Annotated in this window: 20 protein-coding genes; 6 read left to right on the top strand and 14 right to left on the bottom strand. The window is 72.1% G+C overall.

The features are described from left to right. Positions 1-141: 141 nt before the first annotated feature. Entirely contained in the window at positions 142-2073 is a 1932-nt protein-coding gene (locus tag AB0O15_RS43495; protein ID WP_364332480.1) for a serine/threonine-protein kinase, read from the bottom strand. A gap of 113 nt (positions 2074-2186) precedes the next feature. Here AB0O15_RS43495 and AB0O15_RS43500 point away from each other — a divergent pair, with 113 nt between their 5' ends. From AB0O15_RS43500 to AB0O15_RS43510, 3 genes are all read left to right on the top strand, one after another. Beyond that, entirely contained in the window at positions 2187-2765 is a 579-nt protein-coding gene (locus tag AB0O15_RS43500) for an RNA polymerase sigma factor (protein ID WP_364332483.1), read from the top strand. Then, entirely contained in the window at positions 2765-3571 is an 807-nt protein-coding gene (locus tag AB0O15_RS43505) for a hypothetical protein (RefSeq protein ID WP_364332486.1), read from the top strand. Before AB0O15_RS43500 ends, AB0O15_RS43505 begins: the two co-directional genes overlap by 1 nt. Before the next feature lie 105 nt (positions 3572-3676). Next, the gene (locus tag AB0O15_RS43510) at positions 3677-4183 is read left to right on the top strand and encodes a LytR C-terminal domain-containing protein (RefSeq protein WP_364332489.1); all 507 of its coding nucleotides are present in this window, start codon (positions 3677-3679) and stop codon (positions 4181-4183) included. On the opposite strand, the gene AB0O15_RS43515 is transcribed toward AB0O15_RS43510, so the two are convergent. Both AB0O15_RS43515 and AB0O15_RS43520 read right to left on the bottom strand, forming a co-directional pair. Next, on the bottom strand, positions 4168-4812 hold the full coding sequence (locus AB0O15_RS43515) for a response regulator transcription factor (protein WP_364332492.1): 645 nt from the start codon (positions 4810-4812) through the stop codon (positions 4168-4170). The genes AB0O15_RS43510 and AB0O15_RS43515 overlap by 16 nt on opposite strands. Beyond that, positions 4797-6047 carry a sensor domain-containing protein gene (locus tag AB0O15_RS43520; RefSeq protein ID WP_364332495.1) on the bottom strand — a complete coding sequence of 417 codons (1251 nt, stop codon included), beginning with the start codon at positions 6045-6047 and terminating at the stop codon, positions 4797-4799. Before AB0O15_RS43520 ends, AB0O15_RS43515 begins: the two co-directional genes overlap by 16 nt. A 108-nt stretch (positions 6048-6155) precedes the next feature. On the opposite strand from AB0O15_RS43520, the gene AB0O15_RS43525 reads away from it, so the two are divergent. After that, positions 6156-7364: a serine hydrolase domain-containing protein gene (locus AB0O15_RS43525; protein WP_364332498.1), complete on the top strand. Its 1209-nt coding sequence runs from the start codon at positions 6156-6158 to the stop codon at positions 7362-7364. Here AB0O15_RS43525 and AB0O15_RS43530 read toward each other — a convergent pair. The 8 genes from AB0O15_RS43530 to AB0O15_RS43565 form a co-directional block, all read right to left on the bottom strand. Continuing rightward, positions 7361-8050, bottom strand: a complete 690-nt coding sequence (locus tag AB0O15_RS43530; RefSeq protein ID WP_364332501.1) for an endo alpha-1,4 polygalactosaminidase — start codon at positions 8048-8050, stop codon at positions 7361-7363. The two genes, AB0O15_RS43525 and AB0O15_RS43530, sit on opposite strands and share 4 nt — an antisense overlap. A 218-nt stretch (positions 8051-8268) precedes the next feature. Next, positions 8269-8922, bottom strand: coding sequence for a spherulation-specific family 4 protein (locus AB0O15_RS43535; RefSeq protein WP_364332504.1), 654 nt, complete (start codon positions 8920-8922; stop codon positions 8269-8271). Then, on the bottom strand, positions 8922-9770 hold the full coding sequence (locus AB0O15_RS43540; protein ID WP_364332507.1) for an NAD(P)-dependent oxidoreductase: 849 nt from the start codon (positions 9768-9770) through the stop codon (positions 8922-8924). The genes AB0O15_RS43535 and AB0O15_RS43540 overlap by 1 nt, the downstream gene beginning before the upstream one ends. Further along, positions 9770-10495, bottom strand: coding sequence for a sugar phosphate nucleotidyltransferase (locus AB0O15_RS43545; protein WP_364332510.1), 726 nt, complete (start codon positions 10493-10495; stop codon positions 9770-9772). The genes AB0O15_RS43540 and AB0O15_RS43545 overlap by 1 nt, the downstream gene beginning before the upstream one ends. 11 nt (positions 10496-10506) lie before the next feature. Beyond that, positions 10507-11502, bottom strand: coding sequence for an SDR family NAD(P)-dependent oxidoreductase (locus tag AB0O15_RS43550; protein ID WP_364332513.1), 996 nt, complete (start codon positions 11500-11502; stop codon positions 10507-10509). 38 nt (positions 11503-11540) lie between these two features. Beyond that, positions 11541-12761, bottom strand: a complete 1221-nt coding sequence (locus AB0O15_RS43555; RefSeq protein WP_364332516.1) for a hypothetical protein — start codon at positions 12759-12761, stop codon at positions 11541-11543. Continuing rightward, positions 12758-14206 (bottom strand): GT4 family glycosyltransferase PelF, encoded by a 1449-nt coding sequence (pelF, locus tag AB0O15_RS43560; protein ID WP_364332519.1) that lies wholly within the window; start codon positions 14204-14206, stop codon positions 12758-12760. Before pelF ends, AB0O15_RS43555 begins: the two co-directional genes overlap by 4 nt. Continuing rightward, entirely contained in the window at positions 14203-16209 is a 2007-nt protein-coding gene (locus tag AB0O15_RS43565; RefSeq protein WP_364332522.1) for a hypothetical protein, read from the bottom strand. The genes pelF and AB0O15_RS43565 overlap by 4 nt, the downstream gene beginning before the upstream one ends. Before the next feature lie 325 nt (positions 16210-16534). Between AB0O15_RS43565 and AB0O15_RS43570 the strand changes: the two genes are divergently transcribed. Then, on the top strand, positions 16535-16675 hold the full coding sequence (locus tag AB0O15_RS43570; RefSeq protein WP_364332524.1) for a hypothetical protein: 141 nt from the start codon (positions 16535-16537) through the stop codon (positions 16673-16675). A gap of 223 nt (positions 16676-16898) precedes the next feature. On the opposite strand, the gene AB0O15_RS43575 is transcribed toward AB0O15_RS43570, so the two are convergent. From AB0O15_RS43575 to AB0O15_RS43585, 3 genes are read right to left on the bottom strand one after another with little or no spacing between them, the layout of a single operon-like run. Continuing rightward, positions 16899-18407, bottom strand: a complete 1509-nt coding sequence (locus AB0O15_RS43575) for a tripartite tricarboxylate transporter permease (protein ID WP_364332527.1) — start codon at positions 18405-18407, stop codon at positions 16899-16901. 18 nt (positions 18408-18425) lie between these two features. After that, positions 18426-18887 (bottom strand): tripartite tricarboxylate transporter TctB family protein, encoded by a 462-nt coding sequence (locus AB0O15_RS43580; RefSeq protein WP_364332530.1) that lies wholly within the window; start codon positions 18885-18887, stop codon positions 18426-18428. Further along, positions 18884-19873 (bottom strand): tripartite tricarboxylate transporter substrate binding protein, encoded by a 990-nt coding sequence (locus AB0O15_RS43585; protein ID WP_364332533.1) that lies wholly within the window; start codon positions 19871-19873, stop codon positions 18884-18886. The genes AB0O15_RS43580 and AB0O15_RS43585 overlap by 4 nt, the downstream gene beginning before the upstream one ends. Before the next feature lie 95 nt (positions 19874-19968). On the opposite strand from AB0O15_RS43585, the gene AB0O15_RS43590 reads away from it, so the two are divergent. After that, positions 19969-20856 carry a LysR family transcriptional regulator gene (locus AB0O15_RS43590; protein ID WP_364332536.1) on the top strand — a complete coding sequence of 296 codons (888 nt, stop codon included), beginning with the start codon at positions 19969-19971 and terminating at the stop codon, positions 20854-20856. Positions 20857-20912 lie beyond the last annotated feature (56 nt).

The raw sequence follows: 20912 nt of genomic DNA on the forward strand, positions 1-20912 counted from the left end.
GGAACTACGTCATCCATCCTGGACCGATCCCAGAAACCCTACGAGACCAGACAATCAACCTCGAACCGACCAGCTAATTCATCGTCAGGCCCTAAGCGCAACGAGCTGGACCGGCATCAGTGTCAGCCCGTGGCCGTACCCTCAGGCCCGGCCCTGAACCGCGGTATTCGCGTCGAACCAGCCGCCGGGGTCGTCCATCGGGCCGAGCTTCAGCCCGTCCAGCAGTTTGAGCGCCTCCCGATCGGAGAGCCGGTCGAAGCTGACGACGTCGATCCGGGTCCGTCCGTCGCCGGTCCACAGGTAGCAGAACCCGTCCAGGCAGCCCGACGCACCGACCTTGTGCTGCGTCCCGAGGGCCACCGAGACCAGGAAGTTGTTCTTGATCGGGCTGCGCGCGCCCTCGCTCTTCGGATCCCAGGGCCGGAGCAGGCCGGTCGGCTTCGGCGCGGGCCCGGCGAACACCACCGCGGCGGGCTGGGCGTCGCCGTACTGCGCCGGGCTGGCCGCACCGGTCTCGACCTGGGTGCCGACCTCCACCGCCTGATAGCCCTTGGGCACGTAGGTCAGCCGGAACGGCAGCCGGGCCACCACCGACCCGCCGGTGCGCAGGCCGCCGGCCAGGGAGCGCAGCTGGTCGAAGGACGGCTGACCGTCCCGGACGGTCTGGATGGTCGCCCACGCGTTGTCGGCGTACTGCCAGGCGAGCATCCGATCGGTGTTGTTCGGCGTGGTGGGGTAGGTCTCGTCCCATCGGGCCGGGCGGCCGCCCACGGTGACCCGCTCGGTGCCGTCGAGGCCGGCCGGGTCGAAGGCGCCCGGCCGGTAGACCGTCAGGGTCCCGGCCGGTTCGTCGCCCAGCAGCACGTTCGCCGTCTGGTACGCGGTGGAGACCGAGGTCGGGTCGGTGACCCGCAACCGGCCGCCGGACCAGCCCCGCACGGTGAACACGAACGCCGGCCCGGAGGCGATGGCCCGGGGTGGCGTGCTGGGCGGCCGGGACGGCGCGGCCGTGGTCAGCTGTTCACCGGCCCGTCGCGGGCCGTCCCAGGGTGCGAGCGCCAGCACGGCGCCCGCGCCGACGAGCAGCAGCAGCGCGGCGGCCGCGGCGGCGGCGGCCACGCCGAGCCGGCGGGTCCGCCGCCGCGGGCCCGGGGCCGGCCGCAACGGCTGGACCTGCCCGGTGACGAAGTTCTGGAGTTCGAGCCGATGGGTCGGCGGGCCGAGGCCGGCCACCGCCGCGGACACGTCGGCCGGGCGGTTGCGCGGAAGCAGCAGGTCGAGCAGCTCCCGGGCGGTGGGGCGCAGCCGCGGATCCTTCTGCAGGGCGCGTTCGAGCAGCCCCCGCAGCGACGCCGGCACGCCGGTCAGGTCGGGCGGCTGGGTGAGGATGCGGACGGCGGTGCCCTGCACCGAGTCGGTGTCGAAGGGCGCCCGGCCGGTCGCCGCGTAGGCGACCACCGCGGCCCAGGCGAAGACGTCGCTCGCCGGGTCGGCGGGGGCGCTGCCGACCGACTCGAAGCGTTCCGGCGCCATGTACGCGACCGTGCCGACCATCTGGCCGGTGCGGGTGTGCGCGCTGGTCATCTCGAGCCCACGCGCGATGCCGAAGTCGATCACCTTGACGCCGCCCATGGCGAAGAGCACGTTGTCCGGCTTCAGGTCGCGGTGGATGACACCGGCGCCGTGGATCGCGGCCAGCGCGGTGGCCGTACCCAGCGCCACGCTGTGCAGGTCGGCCTGGCCCATCGGCCCGTGCTCGGCCACCCGGCGGGTCAGGCTGGGGCCGTCGACGAACTCCACCACCAGGTACGGCGGGTCGTGGTCGGGATCGGCGTCGAGCACCGCGGCCGTGCAGAACGGGGGCACCTGCCGGATCCGGCTGATCTCGCCCCGGAACCGGCCCCGGAACTGGTCGTCGTAGGTGAGCTCCTGGCGTAGCACCTTGACCGCGACCAGCCCGCCGGCCTCGTCCCGGCCCAGGTAGACCACGCCCATGCCGCCCTGACCGAGCCGGGCGACCAGGGTGTAGCGGCCGATCCGGCGCGGGTCGCTCTGGCGTAACGGGAACTGCACGGAACGTCGTCCCAATCGCTCGGGGCCCAGGTAGGCGCGCCGGTATCCTAGCAGCGATTGAACACGTTCAATCGCGGCCGGAAACACTTGCGTGGCCAGCGGCATGTTGGGGTGTGAGAGAGATCCGAGAACGACCTCAGCGGGAGCGCTACGTGGAGGTGTACGCCTCCACGTACACCGACCTCGTCCGGTTCGTGGTCCGGCGCCGGCCCGCCACCGACCAGGCCGAGGACATCGTGGCCGAGGCCTTCGCGGTGGCCTGGCAACGCCTCGGCGACCTGCCCGGCGACCCGGGCGAGGCCCGCGCCTGGCTGTTCGGCATCACCCGGCGGCTGCTGATGGCCCAGCATCGGGCCGACCACCGCGGGCAGGCCCTGTCGGTCCGCATCGCCGGGCAGGTCGCCGTGGCCGGGCCGACGCTCGAGCACGACGACCTGGTCGCCACCTCGGTCGATCTGTCCAAGGCCTGGACCAGGCTCACCGCGATGCACCAGGAGGCGTTGAGCCTGTCGGTCTGGGAGGGGCTGACCGGGTCGCAGGCGGCGCAGGTGCTGGGCATCTCGGCGGTGGCCTACCGGATCCGCCTGAGCCGCGCGCGCCGGCTTCTCAAGCACCACCTCGCACACCCGGTCGGCGAACCCTCGGCCGACGGTCGCCGGATGCCCGCCAGCAGCGAAAAGGGACTCGCGTGATGAACCTCGACGATCAGCTTCGACGCCACGACCCCGCTCGCGACGTTCCCGCCGGCCTGGGCCGCTCGCCCCGCGCGGTGGCCACGCTGGCCCGATTGACCGCGAACGACCCCGGCGGCCGGTCGTCGTCCGCGATGTCCGCCCGCCCGGCCCGCCGCCGGCTCCTCCGGTACGCGATGGCCGCGATCGTGGCGGCGGCCGGTGTGGTCCTCGCCCCGATCCTGGGCACCGACGACGACGCGGCCCTCGCGACCTGGGACGCCAAGCCCCATCCGGTCACGGCCGAGGAGGCGGAACGCTACGCGAAGGACTGCGCGAGCTGGACGCAGGTCGGCTACCCGCCCCAGATCATCGAGGTACGCGGGACCTGGGTGATGACCTACCTCGCGTCCGCCGGCGGCGAGGCCCAGTGCCTGCGGTCGCTGACCCGTTCGGCCGAGTTCCCCGACGGTGAGGGCCAGGCGCAGTCCAGCCCGCTGACCCAGACGCCGGCCGCGGACGCCCTGGCCACGGTCGGTGTCATGGAGACCTCGGGCGGGGTCACGAACACCCAGTTCCTGGTCGCGGGCAAGGTCGGCGCCGAGGTCACCGCGGTCGTCTTCCGCACACAGGGCATGCGGGTGCAGGCCACGGTCAAGAACGGTCGCTTCACGGCCTGGTGGCCGCGGCGGAAGCCGGCCAGCCTCTACGGCCGGCTGATGGACAACACCGGGTGGAACGGCTCGCCCAATCCCAAGGTGACGATCACCCTCAGCGACGGCCGGACCATCACCAAACCGGTCAAGGAGTACGACGTGAACCACTGAGCGCGGGACGTGACGCACGTCCCAGTTCCCGGGGCGAGTGCACAGAATCGGGACGGCGTGCGTCACGCGTGCGTGAGCTTTACTCGTACCAAAGCACTGATCGTCGTGGGAATTCTCGCCCTGGCCGCGATCGTCGTCGTGGTGGTCACGCTGGTCCGCGACAGCCAGAGCGACAGCGCGGCCGGCCAGGACTGCCCGCCCGGCATGGTCCAGGCGAACGTGACCCTGCCCGCCGCGGCCGACGAGGTGAAGCTCCGGGTGCTCAACGGCACCCGGACGGCCGGCGTCGCCGAGCGGGCCAGCGAGGAGTTCAAGAACCGCGGGTTCACCACGCAGCCGCCCGCGGAGAGCAAGAGCAGGTACGCCAAGACCGCGATCGTCCGGTACGGGCCGAAGGCGGTCGGCGACGCCCAGTGGATCCGGGCGTTCTTCCTCGGCGAGGCGGTGCCGCAGTACGACCCGAAGCGGACCACCGACGTGATCGACATCGTGATCGGCGACCAGTACCGGCAGCTCGCCACCGACACCGAGGTCAACCAGTCGATGGCCCAGCTCAGCGAGCCGAAGCTGCCACCGGGCACCTGCGCCGCGCCAGGTCAGCCCTCCAGGTAGGCGAGGACGGCCAGGATGCGCCGGTGGTCGTCCTCGGACGGCCTGAGCCCGAGCTTGGTGAAGATCTGGTGGCTGTGCTTGCTGACGGTCTTCTCGGTGACGAACATCCGGCCGGCGATCGCGGCGTTGGAGTGGCCCTCGGCCATCAGCGCCAGGACCTCGTGCTCACGTGGGCTCAGCTCCAGCAGCCGCGGGTCGGTGGAGCGGCGGGTGAGCAGGGCGCTGACCACCTCGGGGTCCATCACCGTGCTGCCCGCGGCGACCTGCCGCACGTTGGTGACGAACTGGCCGACGTCCATCACCCGGTCCTTCAGCAGGTACCCCACCGCGCCGGCCCGGTCCGACATCAGCTCCCGGGCGTAGAGCTGCTCGACGTACTGCGAAAGCACCACCACGGGCAGCCCCGGAATCCGCCGGCGGGCCTCGATCGCGGCGCGCAGGCCCTCGTCGGTGAAGGTCGGTGGCAGCCGGACGTCGACGACCGCCACGTCGGGCCGATGCGTGGTCAGGGCCCGGATCAGCGCGGGACCGTCGTCGACGGCGTCCACCACCTCGCAGCCGTTGGCCCGGAAGATCCGGATCAGGCCCTCGCGGAGCAGGGTGAGGTCTTCGGCTACGACGACGCGCACGGCAGCGACATCCTTATCTCGGTGGGCCCGCCCGGCGGGCTGTCCACGGTCAGCGTGCCGTCGAAGGCCGCGAGCCGGCGGGCGATGCCCCGCAGGCCGGTGCCCCCGTCGACGGAGGCGCCCCCGCGGCCGTCGTCGGTCACCCGCACCGTCAGGTTCCCGGTCGGGCCGGCCTGGTGAGGGGCGAACTCCACGGTGATCCCGATGTGGCCGGCCCCGGCGTGCTTGATGGCGTTGGCCAGGGCCTCGGTGACCGCGAAGTAGGCCGCTGACTCGACCGGCGCCGACAACCGTTCCGGCAGCCGGGTCACCACGGTGGTCGGGATCGGGTTGGCCAGGGCCAGGGCCCGCAGGGCGCCGTCCAGGCCGCGGTCGGCCAGGACCGGCGGGTGGATGCCGCGGACCAGGTCACGCAGTTCGGTCAGCGCGCCGGCGGTCGACTCGCGGGCCTCGGCCAGCAACCGCGGCACGGCCAGGGGATCGTCGTGCAGCAGTTGTTCGGCCAGGCCGAGGCTCATGCCCAGGGACACCAGCCGGGCCTGGGCCCCGTCGTGCAGGTCCCGTTCGATCCGGCGCAGCTCGCCGGCCTGGGTGTCGACGGTCTCGGCCCGCGAGGTCGCCAGCTGCTCGACCCGGGCCCGCAGTCCCGCCTGCTCGGTCGAGCCGAGCAGCGCGCGGATCACCCGGGCGTTGAGGTTCGCCAGCCGCGGCGCGGTCGCGTACCAGAGCACGAACAACACCGGGCCGAGCGGGACCAGCACGAACGACTGGGTGACGCTGTGCAGCCGGAAGGCGTCACCGAGCGGGGTGCGGAACACCTCGGACGGGGTGAGCGCGTAGACCAACGGGTAGAGCAGGTAGAAGAAGCCGCCGAGGAAGAGCAGCAGCGACAGTCCCGAGGTGAACCAGCCGGTGACCGCGTTGGCCACCAGCCAGGCCCAGTCCCGCCAGCTCGCCGGGTCGCGCACGATCGCCCCCAGCCGAGGCAGCCATCCGCCGTCCGGCGCCGGAATGTAGGGCCGGGGCACCGGTTCGCCCAGCCGGTCGGCGGCCCACCGGCGGTGCAGGTCGGCGAACCAGCGGACCAGCACGGTGGCGAGCAGCGTCAGCGGGATCCCGGCGCCCAGCGCGACCGACGGCACCGAGGTGATCCAGAGCGTGGCCAGCCCGGCGCCCACGACCGAGCCGGCCAGCAGCGCCACCGACCCGCCCAGCAGGCTCATCCGCAGTTTCACGGTGTTGATGATGACGGGTCGGCCGGTGCCGGCGCGGTGGGGTTGACTCCACCCCCCACGGGATCCAGCCGCAGTGTTCCCGGCTCCCGGCCCGCCCAGGCTGGTGCCATGAAGCTGAAGCTGAACCCCTTTCCGGCGCTCCTGGCCGTCATGGCGCTGACCGCCTGCGGAACTCAGGCCGTACCCGTCTCGGCCGACCAGACCCATGCTCCGCCGACTTCGCTGGCCACGCTGGCCCAGCAGGTCGTGGACGCCGGCGCGCCCGGGGTGATCGTCCGCGTCGACGACGGCCGCGGGAAGGTGGTCGAGATCGCCCGGCAGGCACCCTGGACCAGGGCCGATCACACCATGGCGGCGAGCGACCGGTTCAGGATGGGCTCGAACACCAAGACGATGGTGGCCACCGTCGTCCTGCAACTGGTGGCCGAGCACCGGGTCCGGCTGACCGACCCGGTCGAGAAGTGGCTGACTGGCCTCATCCCGAACGGGAACGCCATCACCCTGCGGATGCTGCTCAACCACACCAGCGGCCTGTTCAACTACACCTTCGACCCCGAGGTGCTGCGGGCGTTCACCGGCCAGGACACCCGGGCCTGGACACCCCGGGAGCTGATCGCCGCCGGCGTCCGGCACGACCCGATGTTCGCGCCCGGCGCGGGCTACTCGTACAGCAACACCAACTACGTCGCGCTCGGCCTGATCGCCGAGAAGGCGACCGGGCGCCACCTGGACGACCTGATCCGGGCGCGGATCACCCGGCCGCTGCGCCTGACCGACACCTACCTGGTCACCGGGGCGGACACGCCGAGGACGCGCGGCCTCGCGCACGGCTACGAACCGGACGCCGCCCGCATCGGCCCGCTGCTTCCCCCGGGCGTACCCGCCGGAACCGCGTTCGCCGGCCCGGCCCGCCCCGCCGGGTACGTCGACACCACCACCATCAACGCCAGCACCGAATGGGCCGCCGGCGGCATGATCTCCTCGGCCCGGGACTGGGCCCGCTTCGACCGCGCGCTGCTGTCCGGCCGGCTCCTGCCGGCCGCCCTGCTGAAGGAGATGCGGACAACCGTCGCCGAGGAGACCGAGTTCCCGAACCGCCGGTACGGGCTCGGGCTGGAGCAGGTGACGACTCCCTGCGGGACCGTCTGGGGTCACAACGGCCAGGTCCCCGGCTACTCCGGCGAGACCTACACCGACGCCACCGGCCGGCGAACGGTCGCGGTGCTCACCACCACGATCTTCGGCCTGGCCGTCCCGAAGGCCGGCGCGGCCAACAAGGCCCTGGTGGACGCCGCGGTCTGCGCGATGCTCGATTAGCAGCGGGTGGCGGCGGCGTCCAGCTCGCGGTTCTTGTGCAGGGAGCTCAACCGGAGGCGGCGGGACTCGGCGCAGTACTCGGCCGGCGCCAGGTCGTACTCGGCGTGCAGCACCGCCTTGCCGGCCTGGATGAACGGCTTCAGGGCCTGGCACTCGTCGAACGCGGCGCACTCCTCGTTGACCGTGAAGTCGAAGTCGCCGACCAGCTCGGCCGCCTGATCGACGTCGTTCTTCAGCGCGACCGACAGCCCGCGTTCGTGGGCCAGCCGCGCGACGAAACGGTTGAACCGGAGCTGATGGGCGGCGGTGAGCGGGAAGCCGGTGTCGGCCTCGTACCCGTCCATCAGGTCTGGTTCGACCGCGTCGAAACCCTTCGCCGCGCACATGTCGAATCGCTTGGCCAGCACCGGTTCCAGCTTGGCCGGGTCGCGGATGTCGAGCCACCGCTCGCCGGGCCAGCCGTTCGCCCGGCCCAGCAGCTCGCGCGGCCAGTCGCGGTAGTCGGGGCGGAAGTCCTCGGCCGCGCCGACCTCCACGTAGCAGACCGCTTTCCGGCCGCGGCGGTGCAGGTCGGCGACGACGGCGGCGCTGTTGAGGAAGCCGTCGATGTCGTAGACCGCCGCGTCCACGCTCAGGTCGAGCGGAGTGGTCAGCTGCCACTGCCAGGTGATGCCGGGTGCCGGCACCCAGCGCTTCGCCGGCTTCCGGGACGGAGACGCGGAAGGAGAAACGGAGGGAGACCGAGAGGGCCGCACCGTAGGCGTGGGTGACGGGGAAGCCGCCGGGGAAGGAGAGGACGGCGGCGGGGAGACAACCGGCGGCGAGGAAGCGATCGGCTGCGCGGCGGTTCCGCAGGCGGCAAGCACAAGCAACGCGACCAGCGCGATGAGGAGGCGACGGACGGTCATCGGGCGAGCGACTCCAGATAGGTGGGTACGCCGTCCCACGGGTTCACCCCGGTCCGGTCGGTCACGTAGACGACGCCGGCCCCGGCCTCGGCGGCGCGGGACAGGGCCGCCGGCAACAGCGCCGACGGGGTGTCGTAGACCAGGTGCCAGATGCGTTCGGCCGGCATCGAGCGGATCCAGGCGGGCACCTGGATCTCCCGGTGCCAGGCGTACGGGCCCTCGAAGGTCACCAGCGCGTCGGCGAGCTCACCGTACCGGGGGTGCGGGTGGGCGCCGTGGTTGAACACCACCGTGCCGGCGGTCCGCCGCCGGATCTCCGACAGCACCACGTCGTACCAGATCAGCAGATCCGGAGAAGTGGACACGCGGTCGAGGAACAGGCCGCTGGTCGGATACCAGTCCTGCCAGCGGTCCACGTCGGCGAGCACCTCATCCGGGTCACGCCGCCCGTAGTCGGTGTCGACGTAGCCGAGCAGCGGCCGCCCGGTCGCCACCCCGGCCGCGATCAGCGACCGCTCGGGTGCCGGGCCGGGCCCGTTGAACGAGTTGAGGATCACCGCGCGGACCGCGGATCCGTGGGTGGCCAAGGCTTTCCAGTCGGCGCCGGCCACGGCGGGATGGAAGTACGCGGGTACGACCAGAGCGCTCATCAAGCCGCCACGAGGGAGCGCACGGAATCCGAGAGGGAGTACTCGGGCCGGAAGCCAAGCACCGACCGGGCCAGCGTGATGTCCGCCTGCTGCCAGGTGACCGCGGCCGAGCGGGCCGAGCCGATGGTCTCCTCGATCGGCTGCGGAACCCCGGTCATCCCGGCCGCCAGGGCCGCCAGGTCACGCAGGGCGGCGGCGCGGCCGCTGCCGATGTTCACGACGCCGGGCAACGCGCCCGTGACCCAGCAGGCGACCTCGACCGCGGCCGCGACGTCCCGGACGTCCACGAAGTCGCGGTGCCCGTCGAGCGGGCCGAGCCGGATCGCCGGGTCCCGCAACGCGGCCACCAGCCGTCCCGGCAGCAGCGTCGACGGCGTACCCGGACCGATCGGGTTGAAGACCCTCAGCACGGTGGCGGTCAGGCCGTCGCGGCGGGCGGCGAGGACCAGCTCGGTGCCGGCCAGCTTGCTCATCCCGTACGCCGAAACGGGTTGGGGGGTGAAGGTCTCCCCCACCGAGCGGCCGTCGGGCACCACGCCGTATTCCGCCGCCGAGCCGAGGTGGACGAGCCGGCACCCGATCGCGGCGGCCGCCGTCACCAGCCGGGCCACCGCGACCACGTTGCCGCGGGCCAGCGACGCGGGCGAGCCGTCGATCGCGCCGGCGCAGTTGACCACCACGTCCGGGGCCAGGTCGCGCAGCCGGGCGGTCAGGCCGGCGTCATCGAGGTCGAGCCGCAGGGGCCCGGACCGCCCGGCCGCGATGACGGTCACCGCGGGGTCGGCGGCCAGGCGCGCCCGCACCTGACCACCGAGGAACCCCGAGGCGCCGATCAGCAGACAGCGCATCAGGCGGCCAATCGTTCCCGCAGCAGGATCGGGCCCAGCACCCCGAACTCGGCGTTGGCCCGGTCGTAGTCGTCCGGCCGGCCGATGTCGAGCCAGTTGCCGTCGAACTCGTACTCGGCCGGCCCGCTCCCCTGGGCCAGCATGTCCAGCACCAGCTCGTCGAAACCCAGGGGCAGGCCCGGGGTGTACGGGCGGAGCGCGCCGGCCGACATGCCGTACACGCCCATGCTCACCCGGTAGTCCATGGTGGGCTTCTCGGTGAAGTCGACGATCCGGCCGCCGACCGAGGTCAGCACCCCGAAGTCGATCTTCACCTGGCGGGCGTAGGTGGCCACGGTCAGCTCGGAGCCGCCGGCGCGGTGCCGGTTCAGCAGGTCGGCGTAGTCGAGGTCGGTCAGGATGTCGCCGTTCATCACCACGAAGTGCTCGGGCAGCCGGTCCCGCATCTGCAGCAGCGGGCCGATGGTGCCCAGCGGCGACTCCTCTTCGGCGAAGTCGACCCGCTCCATGCCCCACTGGCTGCCGTCGCCGACGTAGGCCCGGATCAGGTGCCCGAGGTGGCCGATGGCCAGCGTCACCGAGCGGAAGCCGCAATGCGAGAGCTGACGCATGATGATTTCCAGGATCGAGTACTGGTCGCCGATCGGCACCAGGGGCTTCGGCAGAGCCGTCGTGTACGGCCGCAGCCGCACCCCTTTGCCACCGGCCAGAATGACTGCGTGCATGGGTGTTCTCCTCAACGCGCGTAGGTGCCGGGGCGGTACTTGGCGAGGTTGGCCGGGTCCAGGAACCAGTCGATGGTCAGCTTCACCCCGGAGGCGAGGTCGTGGGCGGGGGCCCAGCCGGTGGCCGTCCGCAGCTTGGTGTTGTCACAGACCAGCCGCATGACCTCGGAGTTGGCCGGGCGCAGGCGCTCGTTCTCCAGGCGGACCGGCACCGGGCGGCCCATCAGCGCGCAGATCATCTCGGCCGTGGCGCCGATCGAGATCTCGTCGCCGGTGCCGGCGTTGAACGACTCGCCGACGACCTGCTCGGCCGGCGCGGTCCCGACGGTGGCGAAGGCCTCGGCGGTGTCGTGCACGAACAGGAAGTCGCGGGTCGGGTCGAGCGCGCCCAGCCGGATCTCGTCCGCGCCGGCGGCGATCTGGCTGATCACCGTGGGGATGACCGCGCGGGCCGACTGCCGGGGCCCGAACGTGTTGAACGGCCGCATGATCACCGCGGGGGTGCCGAAGCTGGCGTGGTAGCTGTCCACCAGCTTGTCGGCGCCGGCCTTGCTGGCCGCGTACGGCGACTGCGCCTGCACCGGGTGGGTCTCGCTGATCGGCACGGTCCGCGCGGTGCCGTAGGTCTCGCTGGTCGAGGTGTGCACCAGCCGGTCACAGCCCTGCTCGCGGACGGCCTCCAGCACGTTCAGGGTGCCGATCACGTTGGTGTTCACGTAGGAGCGGGGCGCCCGGTAGGAGTGCGGGATCGCGATCAGGGCGGCCAGGTGGTAGACGGTGCCCGCCCCGCTGATCAGGTCGCGGACGGTGTCCTGGTCGGTGACGTCGCCGGCGACCACCTCGACGTTGGCCATCACGTCGGGGCTGAGCGTGTCCAGCCAGCCCCAGGTGCCGAGCGAGTTGTACTGGGCCATGGCCCGGACGTGGTGGCCCCGGGCGACCAGGTTCTCGACCAGGTGGGAGCCGATGAAGCCGTCGGCACCGGTTACTGCGACCGTCGTCGTCACGATGTTTCTCCTTGGGGGACGCTGTCTTTCGGGGGACTTCAGAGGTGGAGCTGGGCCCGGCGCAACGTCAGGTGGGCGTACGCGTAGAGGGCGATCAGCAGGCCGGCCGCGGTGCCGGCCTGGATGGTTTCGGGGGACGCGAAGGGCATCAGGGCCAGGCTCGCCACCAGGGCGGCCAGGCAGGCCAGCACGACCGGGCCGCGGATGCCGAACGACATCAGGAGCAGGGCCAGGAACAGCGCCGGCCCGATCAGGGCCGGTTCGGCCCGGGGCAGCTCGCCGGTCAGGACGGCCCCGGCGGCGAGCAGCACGGCCAGGACGGCCACGTAGGTCGCCGACGCCCGGAGGAGGGCGGCGTTGGCCCGCCGGCGGAAGACCCGGAAGGTGCGGCTGACGGCCATCGCGTGGTGGGTCGCCGCGCGGTAGCGGTAGAGCAGCCATTCGGCCGCGCCCATGCTGACCGACAGGGGCAGCAGGACGGCCAGCGTTCCGGTGGCGCCCGGCTGCGGGTCCAGCGCCCGCAGCGCCGGCGTGAAGATCAGCAGTCCGCCGACGACCGCGCCGAACGCCACGGCGGGGAGCGCGGCGGCCAGTTCGGCCCGGGCCGGCCGCTCGGGTCGGACACCCCGCACCGACCAGCCCGCGACGACGACCGCGGCCAGCGGGGCGGCCGGCCCGGCGGCGAGCGCCGCCAGCAACCACCACTCCCGGCCGAGGACCAGGGCGACGGTGGCGGCCAGCACGTAGACCAGCTGACCGGCGGCGATCAGCGTGACCACGGCCGGGACGCCGAGGGCGAACCCGAGCGCGGCCACGACCGCCACCGCGGGCACTCCGACGGCCAGGGTGGCGCCGCTCAGCACGGCGGCGGCGCCGTTCCGGCCGGTCCGGCTCAGCCGGGCGTGACCCAGGTGGGCCAGGCCCTGCCCGGCCGACCAGGACAGCAGCACCGACACGACCAGCAGCACCGCGGCGCGCGGGCCGGTGATCCGGTCGGCGACGGTCAGGTAGGCCAGCGCCGGGAGCCCGAACAGCACACCGCGCAGCACGTGGGTGACCGGCTTGGCCCGCCACGGGCCCTCGGCCGGCACGTTCGGCTGCGGCTGCCGCGGCGTCTGCCGGAACAGCCGGTCGGCCAGGTCGAAGACGTCCTCGGCGCCGTGCCGTTCGCGGGCCGTCACGTCGGTGACCCCGTCGGCCTCCAGCACCGCGGCCACCTCGTACGAGTCGACCGCCGCCTCGGCGTGGGCGCTGTTCATCGGGCCTCCGCCGGTTCGAGGACCTCGGCGGCCGCCTCGCGCGACATCCGGAAGACCAGGTCGTGGTAGATCGCGTCGTAGCTGTCCACCGCCTTGTCCACGGTGAAGTTGGCCAGCGCCCGTTCCCGGGCCCGCCGGCCCAGGTCGTGCCGCCGCGCCTCGTCGCGCAGCAGCTCCAGGCAGGCGGCGGCCATCGCCGCGGGTTCGCGCGGCGGCACCACCAGGCCGGTGTCGCCGACCGCCTCGCCGACCCCGCCGACGTCGGTCGACACCGTGGCCCGGCCCGAGGTCATCGCCTCGATCAGGGTGTACGGGAACCCCTCGGAGATGCTCGACAGCGCCACCACGTGACCGGCCGCGTAGGCGTCCCGGATCTCCGCCACCCGGCCCTCGAAGGTGACCGACCCGGCCAGCCCCAGCTCGGCGACCAGCGCCTCACAGCTCGCCCGGTAGGCCTCGCCGCCGGCCGGCACGCCGCCGAAGACGCGCAGCCGCGCCTCCGGCAGCTCGGCGCGGACCAGGGCGAAGCTGCGGATCAGCGTCTCCAGGTCCTTGATCGGGTCGATCCGGCCGGCCCAGGTGATGGTGGGCGCCGCCGGCTCGGGCCCGGCCGCCGGGAAGTCCTCGGGGGCCACGCCGTTGTAGACCGTCTCGATCCGCTTCGGGTCGGCGCCGAACCTGGTCTCCCAGCGGCGGTTGTACTGGTTGCCGGGGGCGATCAGGTCGGCGTTGCGGTAGGCCGTGACGCAGACCAGCCGCAGGAAGGCGGCGAGCGTCGCCTTGACCGGCCAGCTGTAGCCGGCGGCCCGCAGTCCGAGGTAGCGCTCGCGGAGGTAGACGCCGTGCTCGGTGAGCAGCAGCGGCGTGCCGTGCCGCCACCTGGCGGCCAGCCCGGGCAGGGTGGCCAGGCCGTTGGTCACCGCGTGGGTGAGGTCGGCCCGCGGCGCCGGCTGCAGCAGCGGGCGCAGCGAACGCTCGATGACGTCCACCGCGGTCAGCGCGTCCAGCACCGACGGCGCGGCGACCTGACGGAGCGCGGTGTTGGCCGGCCACGCGTCCATCAGCCAGCCCGCCGCCTCCTGGCCGTAGGGCGCCAGGCTCGCGCCGTCCGCGCACTCGGCCATCTCGCGCAGCGCCGCCGCGAACTCCTCGCCGGAATCCTTGGCCACGAGCGACAGGATCATTCTGCGGTACGCCGAGACGAGCCGTTCCGCGTTCCCGCCCCGGCCCGGCCGTGGCCGCCGCGTGAACGGCGGCCACAGCGCGATGCCGTGGACGGTGACGTTCGCCGGCAGCTCCCAGGCCGCCGGCTCGGTGCCGGTGGCCTGGATCGCGTACACGTCGAACTCGTGGTTCTTCAAGCCACGCACCAGCTGGTCACACCAGACGCTGACCCCGCCGAACGCCTGGGGGTAGGTGCCCTCGGTGAGCATGGCGATCTTCACGGAAGCACCAGGTCCACGGTGCCGCCGGCGGCCGGGGTGGTCCAGGCTGAGCGCAGCCCGGCGTACGCGTCACCGAAGACGGCCGTACCCCGCTTGGTCCCGGTGATCGCCGTGACCGGCACCACGACCGACGCCGGCGCCTCGATGTGCACCGCCTTGTCCTGCACGTAGCCGGTGACCTGGCCGCCCGCGACCGCGGCCCGCCAAGCGTTCTGCCGCTGGAGTTCGAGACCGGCCGCGCTCATCCGCGGGTTGACGAACGGCGCGTTGTCGGCCACCAGCGACCGGTACCGGGTCAGGATGCCGTCCATCATGGTCAGCAGGATCCGGTCCTCGGCCAGGTTGCCCTGGTGCGCGTAGTACGGGCGCGGGTCGTTGTTCAACATCCGGCCCAGGGCCAGCCGGGTCTCCAGCGGCACGATGTAGTTCTGGAAGCCGGTGGTCGTGTTCAGCGGCGCGATGCAGGTGGTGGTGGCCGGGTTGTCCTCGCAGATTCCGCTGCCGCCGTCGGCCCGGGACGTGTAGATCCAGTTGTACTCGTCGGCCATCTCGGTGCGCCGGCCGGCGTTGAAGTACACCGTCATCGGGTACCGCGGCACGGTCAGCGCCGAGCCGACCTGGATCTGGTCGGGCATCCGGGAGTTGTCCGCGGCCAGCCACTTGATGCCCTGGCCGGTCAGCGCCGGGGCCAGGTTCGGGTTGGTCTGCGGCTGCTGCGGCAGGATGTAGAGCCCGGAGTGCTCACCGGTGACCAGCTCGGTCCGGTCGATCGGCAGCTTGCGCACGGCGTTGCCGGCCCAGGTGACGTTCTTGCTGATCTCCGAGGTGATCAGGGCCTGCGTCGCCCAGCTGTTCGTGCACCTCCAGGGAATGACCGTGGTGTCCCGCACACAGCCCAGGTACTCGTGGTTCCAGGTGTGGTTGGTCCACCGGAAGTTCCCCTTCGACAGCAGGAACGCCAGGGTCAGCGGGTCCAGGCGCAGGAACGCGGCCGACGAGGCCTCGGCGCTGCCGTTCCCGTTGAAGACCATGTCGAAGACGAAGTTGCGGCTGGTCTGCCAGGACGAGACGGCCGACACGTCGGCGGCGCTCATCCGGATGTCCTTGGTCGTGATGCCGGCCTTGCAGTCCTCACCCGGGGTGCAGTTCCCGGTGGTGCTCCACCGGGCGTCGCCCATGAAGACGTCGTCCACCTGCACCGACAGGAAGTTGCGGCTGAGGCCGAGGTGCACGCCCCCGGTCATCCAGGTGACGATGCCCGGGGCGAGCAGCCGGAACTGCTGCTGGGCGCTGTTGTAGACGAAGTTCAGCGACAGCTGCCGCCGGTTGCCGGCCCTGGACTCGGCGACCAGCGTGTTGCCGGCCGACCCGTCCGGCGCGGTGGCGGTCAGCAGGGACGTGGTGGTGGCGTCGGCGGTTTTCTCGGCCGGGGCAGCGAGGTAGCCGTACGACTCGGCGACGGCCGGCGAATTGTCCTCGAACGGCACCGAGCCCTTCAGGTAGCCGAAGACGCCCTTGCCCGCCGCGGTCAGGGTCGCGGTCACGCCGTCCAGCGAGCCGGCCCAGGTCGGCGTCTGCATGCCCACCCCGGCGCCCGGGTAGACGTAGGCGTTCACCTGCGGGATGTCGAACTTCTGCTGGTACGCGGTGAGCGCGGCCAGCTCGGTGGCGTTGCCGAGCGCGTCCGGACCGGGCATCACCACGGCCTGGAAGTGGGCCCGGTCGATCAGCCGGCCGGCGCTGGTGACGGTGTCGGCCAGGAACGCGGCGTCGATCGCCGGGCGGGCCGCGTCACCGAGGTTGACCTCCTGGTAGGGCACGCCCTCGGACTTCAGCTCGGCCGCGATCGCCGAGGTGGCCGGCCCGCCGTCGGTGACGACCAGGACCTTCAGCTCGACCCGGCTGCCGGCCGGCGCCGCCGCGAACGACGGCGTGACGACCAGCGCCACCGCCGCCGTCGCGGCCACCGCCGTGATCACTGTGGAGCGCCAGACGCGCACCATGTTGCCTCCCAAGATGTCCGATCCAGGGGGCAAACGCTAAGTGACCGAAACGGAGATTTGAATACCCTCTCGACATATGCGGACCGGCCCGGCAAACACCACGAGTCACGCTCCGGACAACCAGCTCAATTACTCCGCGTAATAACGGTCATTATTGCGGAGAGTTACGTGGCGGGTCGGCCGTTCGGTGGCCGGAAATGCCCGGACGGCCCACGGTCGAACGGTTCGCCACGACCGGCCGCAGGGCTCTGGCCGCCTCGGCGAGAAGTGATCTCGTCAGGTCGACATCACTGAGGGTGATCTGGCTCCGGTTCAGCTGCTCTCAGTGGCGCGGTGTTCGCCCGGCGCCCGGCCGGCCGCCCGAGCTCGCCTGACCGCCCGGGGCTCGATCGAGTCCGCCGCCATCGTCACCACCTGTGACTTCAACGTGTGCGCGCGCTGGGCCGACCAGCACTGGTCCGCCTGACCGCGGCCGGGTCCGGGACCCGGTGGGATCGCGCGGGAGGGCGAGCGGGCACGGACGTGGAGGCGTAGCGGAGCGAGCCGACCCTCGGCGGGAGCAGCGGTCGGTAGCACCCACGAAGCTACGACAGTCGTTCGATCTTCGATCATTTCGCCGCTGTGGTCAGGTCGAGCGTGGCGGGCGGGGTGGCGAGGCCGTTGGCCTGAAACACGACAGGATCTCCTCCCTAGGCGTCCTGCTGCTCCCGGGAGCTCGAGCGGCGGCGGATCAGGGCGCGGGCGGCCGGCAGCACCGCCACGACGAGGAGACAGGCGAGCAGGACGCCGGAGATCGGGCGGGTCAGGAAGCCGGCCGGGTTGCCGTCGAAGAGCAGCAGGGAGCGGCGCAGCGAGGTCTCCAGCAGGGAGCCGAGCACGAAGGCGAGCACCAGCGGGCCGGGGTCGAACCCGGCCTTCTTCATGAGGTAGCCGACGACGCCGAAGAAGACGACCAGGCCGATGTCGAAGACGTCGTTGCGGACGGTGTACGCGCCGATCAGCGTGATCAGGGCGGTGATCGGCGCCAGGATCGCCGGGCGGACCCGCAGGATCCGGACGAAGAGGCCGACCAACGGCATGCTCATGATCAGCAGCAGGACGTTGCCGAGGTACATCGAGTTGACGACGCCCCAGAACAGGTCGGGGTGCTCGGTGACCAGTTGCGGGCCGGGCGTGATGCCCTGGATGAGCAGCGCGCCGAAGATCACGGCCATCGTGGCGTTGGCGGGAATGCCCAGCGACAGCAGCGGGATGAACGACGAGGTGGCGGCCGCGTTGTTGGCCGTCTCGGGCGCGGCCACCCCCTCGATGGCGCCGTGGCCGAAGCGCTCGGGGTGGCGGGACCGGCGCTTCTCCAGCGCGTACGCCGCCAGCGAGGAGAGCACGGCGCCGCCGCCGGGAAGGATGCCCAGGAAGAACCCGAGGACACCGCCCCGGCCGATGGCGCCGGAGGCCTGCCGCAGATCGGCCCGGCTCGGCCAGATGTCGTTGACGGCGGCCGGCGCCTGGGTCGCGCGGTGGCGCTCTTCCAGGTTGTAGAGGATTTCGCCGAGACCGAACAGACCCATGGCGATGGGTACGAAATCGAGCCCGTCGGCCAGCGACAGGTTGCCGAAGGTGAACCGTTCCACGCTGATGAAGTCGTCGCGGCCCACCGTGGCCAGCAGCAGACCGGTGGCGGCGGCGATCAGGGCCTTGAGCTTGCCGCTGTTCGAGACGGTGGCGACCAGCAGGATGCCGAGCAGGGCGAGCGCGGCGTACTCGGGCGGGCCGAAGTCGAGCGCGAACCCGGCGACGAACGGCGCGACCAGGGTGAGCGCGATGATCGACAGGGTGCCGCCGACGAAGGAGCCGATCGCGGCGATGCCCAGGGCGGTGCCGGCCCGCCCCTGCCGCGCCATGGCGTGCCCGTCGAAGACGGTGACCACCGACGACGCCTCGCCGGGCAGGCGCAGCAGGACCGAGGTGATGGTGCCGCCGTACTGGGCGCCGTAGAAGATGCCGGCCAGCATGATGATCGACGTGACCGGCTCGAGGCCGAAGGTCATCGGCAGCAGGATCGCGATCGTCGCGGCCGGGCCGAGACCGGGCAGCACGCCGATGAGCATGCCGATGACCACGCCGAGCAGGCAGTAGAGCAGGTTCTTCGGCTCGAGGACGACGGCGAAGCCGTCGAGCACCGGGGACAGGGTGTCCAACGGTTCTCCGATCGCGGGTCAGAACAGGTGCGGGATGGTGACGCCGAGCGCTCCGACGAACAGCAGGTAGAACGCGGCGGTGGCGGCCAGGCTGACGACGGCCGAGAGCCCCCACGACTCCCGGCCGAGGAAGCGCAGCCAGACGAAGGCCAGCAACGCGGTCGGGATCTCGAAGCCGATGACGCCGACCACCACGACGAAGACCACCATGGTGGCGGTCGCGGCGAGCACCAGGAGCCCGGCCCGGGTGAACCGCTCGGCGTCCGCGGTGCGCCGGGCCCGCGTCGCCAGGACGACGCCGAGGACCGCCAGAACGGCGCCGACGAGCCCGGGCCACAGCCCGGGGCCGGGCGCGGAGGGACTTCCCAGCCCCAGCCGGACGGCGCCGGCGACCGCCGCGCCACCGAGGACGACGACGATCGCGGCGGTGACGAGGGCCGTCAGCGGTCCGGCGGCCGGCGGACGCTCGGGCTCGGTCACGACGTGCCGCTCAGATCGATCTTGTACTGCTCGGTGAGCTGCTTGTACGTGTCTCGGGACTGGTTCCACTGCTGCCGGAGCGTGGCGCCGTCGACCTCGTTCGGGGTGAGCATCCGCTGGACGTTGAAGTCCCGGTAGGTCTGCTCGGCGAAGGCTTTCCGGAACGCCGCCCGCAGCCGGTCCAGCACCTCCTTGGGGGTGCCCTTCGGGGCCACGATCGCCCGCGACTGCTGCACCAGGGCCTGGTAGCCGGCCTCCTGGGCGGTGGGCGTGTCCGGCATGTAGGCCGGCCGCTTGCTCGCGAACGTGACGATCGGCGTCACCTTGCCCGCCTTGATCTGCGCCTGCCCCTCCCCCAGCTGCACCGAGGCCACGTCGACCTGCCCGCCGAGGACGGCGGTGAGCGCGGAGGCGCCGCCGTTGAACGGCACCGCGGTGGCGTTGATGGACGCCTGGGCGAAGAGCAGTTCCTGGCTGAGCTGGCTGCCGGTGCCGACGCCGGTGGTGGCGAACTTGATCGGCCGTTTGGCGTCCACGATGTCCTTGACCGTCTTGAATCCCGTCTCCGGGTTGGCGACGAGGATGTAGTCGTCCTGCGAGACGCCGGTGACCACCTCGTAGTCGTTGATGTCGACGGCCTGGTCCGCGGCGACGGCCAGTGGGGTGATGTAGGCCAGCGACCCGTTGAAGACCATCAGCGTGTAGCCGTCGGCCTTCGCCCCGGCCAGTTCCTTCGCGGCCACCCCGCCGTTGGCGCCGGCCTTGTTCAGCACGGTGACCGGCTTCGTCAGGTCGGCCGAGGCCGGGTCGGCCAGGGCGCGGGCGATGAGGTCGGTGCTGCCGCCCGCGTCCTGGCCGACGAGCACGCTGACCGCCCGCTCGGGGAACGACGAGCCGGCTTCGCTCGTGGAGTCGTCGAGGTTGCCGCCACACGCGCTCAGCGCGAGGACGGCGACTGTGGAGGCACCCAGAACCCTGCTACGCATGGAGTCTCTCCAGAATGTGAGGCGGGTCACGAGCGTATGACCGGGCATTCATGCCTGTCCAACTCTCTTATGGCATTGATTGATACCTTTCTGGCATGACATACACCCTGGATCAGCTCCGTGGTCTGGTCGCGGTCGCCGAGGAACTGCACTTCGGGCGGGCCGCCGCCCGCCTGCGGATGACCCAGCCGCCGTTGAGCCGTCAGATCCAGAAGCTCGAGGCCGCGATCGGCGTGCACCTGCTCGACCGGGACAACCGCCGGGTCGCCCTGACCCCGGCCGGCGAGGCGTTCCTGCGCGAGGCCCGGCGGATCCTGGCCATCGCCGAGGCGGCGCCCGGCCTGGCCCAGCGGATCTCCTCGGGCACCCGGGGGCTGGTGCGGGTCGGGTTCACCGCGGCGTCGACCTTCGGCATCCTCGGCCGGCTGCTCAACGAACTCGAGCGGCGCCTGCCCGAGGTGCGCGTCGAGCTGTTCGAGATGGTCACCCGGGAGCAGGTCGCCGCGCTCGCGGCCGAGGATCTCGACCTGGGCCTGGCCCGGCCGCCGTTCGACCCCGACCTGTTCGACTCGCGGCTGCTGCACCGCGAGGCGCTCCTGCTGGCCGTGCCCGAGGGTCATCGGCTGACCGGTCTCGACCGGCCGGCCGCACCCGGCGACCTGGCCACCGAGCCGCTGATCTTCCACTCCCAGCAGCGGGCCCGCTACTTCTACGACCTGGTGGTCAGCATGGTCCCGCTGGCCCAGGAGCGGGTGGTGCAGAGCGTGAGCCAGATCCTCACCATGCTCTGGCTGGTCTCCGCCGGTCGTGGCCTCGCCTTCGTGCCGGCCTCGGCCACCCTGCTCGGCATTCCCGGCGTGGCCTTCGTGCCGCTGGCCACGCCGATCCGCGAGCCCGTCGAGCTGCACCTGCTGTGGCCGCGCCGATCGCCGAACCCGGCCCTGGCCAAGGTGCTGAACGTGCTCGATGCTCTGACGGTATGACGCGATGCGCAAACACTCTTGGACACGCATCGTGGCGGCTGCCTACCGTGACCGGG

The sequence above is a fragment of the Actinoplanes sp. NPDC089786 genome, from assembly GCF_040684855.1.
Classification (GTDB): domain Bacteria; phylum Actinomycetota; class Actinomycetes; order Mycobacteriales; family Micromonosporaceae; genus Actinoplanes.